4 protein-coding genes are annotated in these 4,967 nt (G+C 54.8%); all 4 read right to left on the bottom strand.

Going from position 1 to position 4,967, the window contains the following annotated elements:
- Positions 1–111: 111 nt before the first annotated feature.
- The 4 genes from C4885_RS15455 to ftsE all read right to left on the bottom strand — a co-directional run bounded on the left by C4885_RS15455 (position 112) and on the right by ftsE (position 4,544).
- A complete protein-coding gene (locus C4885_RS15455; RefSeq protein ID WP_114001190.1) occupies positions 112–1,326 on the bottom strand; it encodes a S41 family peptidase in 1,215 nt (404 codons plus the stop codon).
- A 237-nt stretch (positions 1,327–1,563) separates the two neighbouring features.
- Positions 1,564–2,796 carry a murein hydrolase activator EnvC gene (locus C4885_RS15450; protein WP_158538930.1) on the bottom strand — a complete coding sequence of 411 codons (1,233 nt, stop codon included), beginning with the start codon at positions 2,794–2,796 and terminating at the stop codon, positions 1,564–1,566.
- 79 nt (positions 2,797–2,875) lie between these two features.
- A complete protein-coding gene (ftsX, locus tag C4885_RS15445; RefSeq protein ID WP_114001188.1) occupies positions 2,876–3,772 on the bottom strand; it encodes a permease-like cell division protein FtsX in 897 nt (298 codons plus the stop codon).
- Positions 3,773–3,785: 13 nt separating this feature from the next.
- The gene (gene ftsE, locus C4885_RS15440; protein WP_114001187.1) at positions 3,786–4,544 is read right to left on the bottom strand and encodes a cell division ATP-binding protein FtsE; all 759 of its coding nucleotides are present in this window, start codon (positions 4,542–4,544) and stop codon (positions 3,786–3,788) included.
- Between the last annotated feature and the right edge of the window lie 423 nt (positions 4,545–4,967).

Here is a 4,967-nt window from a genome sequence, read left to right as displayed (position 1 = left end):
TTGGCAACGCAGATGCCGTGCCGCAGCTGCCGGAGCGGTGCTTAAGCCGCAAGGCGGGAATTGTGCGGTGTTGCCTTAGGGTATATCTCAGGCTGGGTCTCCCCTGCCCGCTTACTGGCCATTGGCGCCGGAAATGGCATTGATAGCCTTGGTGATCTGAGGGTCGTTATCGACAGTAAAGTCGTAATAGCTGCTCTGTTCATCGTTGGTCAGGCTGGCATCCACATCCGGGGTCAGGCCGGTGCCGTTCCAGTTTTTGCCCTCGTTATCCAGCAGAATGCCCACGGTGATTACCACCGCGCTGCCGTCCGAAAGGCTCTGCGGGTCACTGAGCAGAACACCTTTGCCCGCCGTGGTGCTGCCCACGATGGTAGCCCCGGCCATTTTACGCAGAGCGTTGGCAAACAGCTCCGCACCGGATGCCGTGCTGCCGTTGACCAGGCAGACCATGGGCAGGTTGATCTCGTTTTCGTCAGACATACGCAGGTCTGCCACATTGCCGCCCTTATCCTGGCTCTGGGCAATCAGACCGGAGGGCACGCAGTAATCTGTGGCAACAAGGGCAGCGTTCAGGTTTTCGCCGCTGTTATCGCGCAGGTCAAAAATCAGCGAGGTAGCCCCCTGGTTGGTCAGGCTGTTGACAGCATTGCGGAATTCCACCGCCGTGCCTGAGGTAAAGGAATCAATGCGCAGGTAGCCAACGCCGTTATCCATCAGGCGCACCGTGCTGATGCTGGGGGTGGTATAGTTGGCGTGGATAATTTCAAAGCTCTGCTCTTCCCGCAGGGGGGTCAGGTATTTGATGTTGACGGTACTGCCTTCCTCCCCCAACAGGGCGGAGGTCATGGCGGCGGTATCGCTCATGCTGCGGGTGCTGGTATCGCCGATAGCGGTGATAAAGCCGCCGACTTCCAGACCAACGTTGGTAGCGGGGGTGTTATCATACACACGGATAATGCGCGCATAGCCGGAGGACGGATCCTTGACAACGGCAACGCCAATGCCCATCAGGCGGCCATTGGCAAGACCGACTCTTTCACTGTAGGCCTTGGCGGAATAATAGCGGGCGTACCGGTCGCTGATGCCCAGCATATAGCCGGATGCAATGGTATCGTTCAGCGTATCATCGTTGATATCAAAGTACTCATTGGCGCGCACATAGCGGTCCACTTCGGACAGCTTGTTATACATGCGCTCCTTGTTTTTAACACTGGAAACCGTATTGTTGAACATGTTCATGGATACGGTCATGGTCATGGAAAAGGTCACGGCCATTGCAATCAGCGTGACGGTTGCGGCCACACCAAGACTGACTTTTTTGCTCATAGCGAAAATGTGCTCCCTTGCGTAAAAGTTGTGCGTTGCTGCCGGATCAAAGCAGTGCCATAAACGCCGTTGCGGCAAGGCTTGCCACCATCAAGACGGCGATCACCAGGCAGACAATGCGCACAACAAGCTTATGTTTTTGCTGGTTCATCGAAATTGATCTCCTTCAGGCTGTCAGGCCTAAGGCATAACTGAAAATAAAGTGTCGGCTGGCGCTTTTTCAGCTACACCATAACATTAGTGCGGAACATAGTTCAGCGGGTTGGTGCGCGCACCGTTCACACGCAGTTCCAGGTGCAGGTGGTTGCCGGTGGAGTTGCCGGTGGTGCCAACATGGCCGATGACATCCCCCTGCGAAACGTTCTGGCCCACACTGACCGGCGGGGTGCTGTTCATGTGGGCGTACAGGGTAGCATAGGTGTTGCCCTGGTCGTCGGTGCCGTGGTAAATCATGACATAGTTGCCATAGCTGTAGTGCCAGCCGGACACGGTGACAACGCCGCTTGCCACAGCGCGGATGTTGGTGCCGCCGGGCGCGGCAAAGTCAACGCCCTTGTGGCCGCCGCTGCCATACTGGCAGGAGATATACTTATAGCTCGGCAGCGGGCAGATAAAGTTCAGCGAGCAGCTGATGGGCGCATTGGCGTAGTTCCTTTGGGTCTGGGCAATCAGAGATTTCAGGTAAGCGTCATATTCATCAGCAGCCTTATCGAACTCTGCCTGTTTATCACTCTTGGCTTCTTCCAGAGCCTGCTCCTGCGCTGCGGCAGCGGAGATGCTGGCATCCTGGGCCTGAATGTTGCTGGCCAGCTCCTGGGTTTTGCTGTCCAGCTGGCTTTTCTGGTTCTGCAGCTCTTCTTCGTCCGCTTCCAGCGATGCCTTCGCTTCTTCCAGCTGGGTGCGCTCGTTGGTCAGCTCAATGCCCTGCTGTTCCAGATCCTCGCAGGCCTGGGTGTTGGCATCCGAAATATCCTGCAGCACCTGGTCAAAGGTCAGCAGCTGATAAATGTTTTCCGCCGTGGAAAGCAGCGCAATACCGCCGCCCTGGTCCAGCATCTGCATACTGACGACCTGCTCTTTATATTTTGCCCAGCGGTCATCGTATTCTGCCTGCTTCTGGTCAATTTCAGCCTGCTTATCGGTGATCTGCTGTTCTTTTTCCACGATCTGTGCGCTGATATCATCAATTTGGTCATTCAGCGCATTGATCTGGCCCTTGATGGTGTTTTTCTCCTGCACAAGCAGCTGTTTTTGCTGCTCGGCTTCGGCTTTATCGCTGGCAACGTCTTTCAGCTGCTGGCGGATCTGGTTCAGTTCCGACTGCAGCTCGTTCTTTTTGTTTTCCAGCTCTTTTTGCTTATCATCGGCATGGGCCGGCATGGCAGCATTCAGGCACAGCGCCGCGGCAACCACGGCAGCCATCAGCGCAGCCCCTGCGCGCCGCACATTGCGGCGGATGGCAATGGACATTTTCAACTTTCCCCCTTTGGTGGGATGCGGGTAAAACGGGTTTTGGCGGTTCAAAAAGCTCAAGGCAAGCGCCGGGTGCTCAGACCTGCAGATGTTTGCGGATGCTGGTTGCAGTGCCAATGCCGCACAGCACAAAGCCAAACAGCATAAAGCCCAGCACAACATAATACCACAGGTCCTGCAGCGGCAGCAGTGTGCCGCCAAACATTGCCGTCAGGTTGGTGGGGTTCTTGCCGTACCATTCATACACGGCATAGTATCCGCCGCACACAATGGCGGAAGCGATCAGCGCGGAGATCAGGCCGGAGGTAACACCCTCCACAAAGAACGGGAACCGGATAAAGCCGTTGGTTGCACCAACCAGCTTCATAATGCCAATCTCCTTGCGGCGGTTGAACACGGTAATTTTGATGGTGTTGCTGATGACCACCACGCTGACGATGGCCAGCACGATGACCAGGCCATAGCAGACATAAGTAACCGCCTTTTGCAGCGAAACAAACAGATCTGACATGGCCTGCGGCGAGTTGACCGCGCGCACGCCGTCCACATTCTGTAATGCTGCGGCCACGCTGGAGATGTTGGCCGGGTCATCGGCACGCACCACATAGTTGGCCAGCAGCGGGTTATCGTTCTGGAACATCTCTTTCAGGTTGGTGTAGCCTTCCAGGCGCTGGCTGTACTCGTCCAGCATCTGGTCTTTGGAGATGAACTCCACCCCGGCCACATGCGGAATGCTGCGGATGGCTTCCTCCACGGCGGCGGTATCAGCGTCATCATTGATGAACGCAACCGTTTCGTTCTGCTCACCGATATAGGCCACCATGGAATCAATATTAGCGCCGAACAAAAATGCTGCGCCAACCAAAATCATACAGACGATCAACACGCCCATAGAGGCAAGTGTCATCATTTTGTTTGCCTTGAGGTTATGCAGGCCCTGCCCCACGAGGTAGGTAAAACTGGAAAAACGCATGGTCTACCCCTCCTTAATCCTCATACTCGTATTCATCATCGTTCTGGCGGGCAGCAAGCCATTCTTCGTACTCCTGCGCCACTTCGGGGTGGGCGGTATCAGATGCCACATGCCCGTTGGCCAGCGTGATGATTCGGTTGTTATACTTGGCGGCCAGCTTGTGCACCAGCTCATGCTCATGGGTAACAACCACAACGGTGATATGCACTTTATTGATGGCCTCGAACAGCTGCATGATATCCATGCTCATTTCGGGGTCAATGTTGCCGGTAGGCTCGTCCGCAATGATCAGCTTGGGGCCATGGGCCAGGGCGCGGGCCACGGCAACGCGCTGCTGCTCGCCGCCGGAAAGCTCATCCGGCAGGCGGTCCATCTTATCCTCCAGGCCAACCAGGCTGAGGGCGAACGGTACACGGTTCTTGATGGTTTTGTTATTGATGTTGGTCACGCGCATGGCAAAAGCCACGTTCTCGTACACCGTCATGGTGGGGATCAGGCGGAAATCCTGGAACACCGCGCCCATCTGGCGGCGCAGATAAGGCACCTTGCGGCGCTTGATGGTGGTCAGGTCCTGATCATTGATATAAATTTTGCCTTCGGTGGGCTTTTCTTCCATCTGGATCAGTTTGAGGAATGTGGATTTGCCCGCGCCGGAATGGCCCAGGATAAAAACGAATTCCCCTTCATCAATGTGGATGTTGATATCTTCCAACGCCACATTTTCATCATTTTGGGTTTCATATACTTTGGTAACATGTTCAAAATCGATCATGAATAGCGCTCCTAAAGCAATACAGCACTTCCCGGCCATGGCGTGCAAAATGGTACACTACACCCCAGGGCAAAACGATACATTTAATAATGTACCATAGGAAGCCCGCCCCGTCAAGATTCCGTGCAGCGGGTGCCTTGTGGAATATATCGCATTTTCGTCGATTTTGTATTTTTGGGCAATTTGTGGAAACTTTGTAAATTTTACGGCCTGTGCGGGCTGTGTATGGCTATAGACTTGCCTTTATGCTTAGGCAATACCGCACAATTCCCGCCTGACGGCTTAAGCACCGCTCCGGCGGCTGCGGCACGGCATCTGCGTTGCCAAAATACTCGATAATACACAAAGTATTATCTGCGCTTTTGGCTTAGCATCTGCCGCACCTCGCTCACCGTATCGGCACTTAGAATTATGCGGTATTGC

It is taken from the genome of Subdoligranulum sp. APC924/74 (assembly GCF_003324125.1).
Classification (GTDB): domain Bacteria; phylum Bacillota; class Clostridia; order Oscillospirales; family Ruminococcaceae; genus Gemmiger; species Gemmiger qucibialis.
The sequence above is the reverse complement of the archived record's forward strand: the minus strand, read 5'-3'. Positions and strand labels throughout refer to the sequence as shown.

Bases quoted from the DNA above. Each gene is read 5' to 3' on its own strand.
- C4885_RS15455 (WP_114001190.1), bottom strand. From the start codon at position 1,326: ATGAGCAAAAAAGTCAGTCTTGGTGTGGCCGCAACCGTCACGCTGATT.
- C4885_RS15450 (WP_158538930.1), bottom strand. From the start codon at position 2,796: ATGTCCATTGCCATCCGCCGCAATGTGCGGCGCGCAGGGGCTGCGCTG.
- ftsX (WP_114001188.1), bottom strand. From the start codon at position 3,772: ATGCGTTTTTCCAGTTTTACCTACCTCGTGGGGCAGGGCCTGCATAAC.
- ftsE (WP_114001187.1), bottom strand. From the start codon at position 4,544: ATGATCGATTTTGAACATGTTACCAAAGTATATGAAACCCAAAATGAT.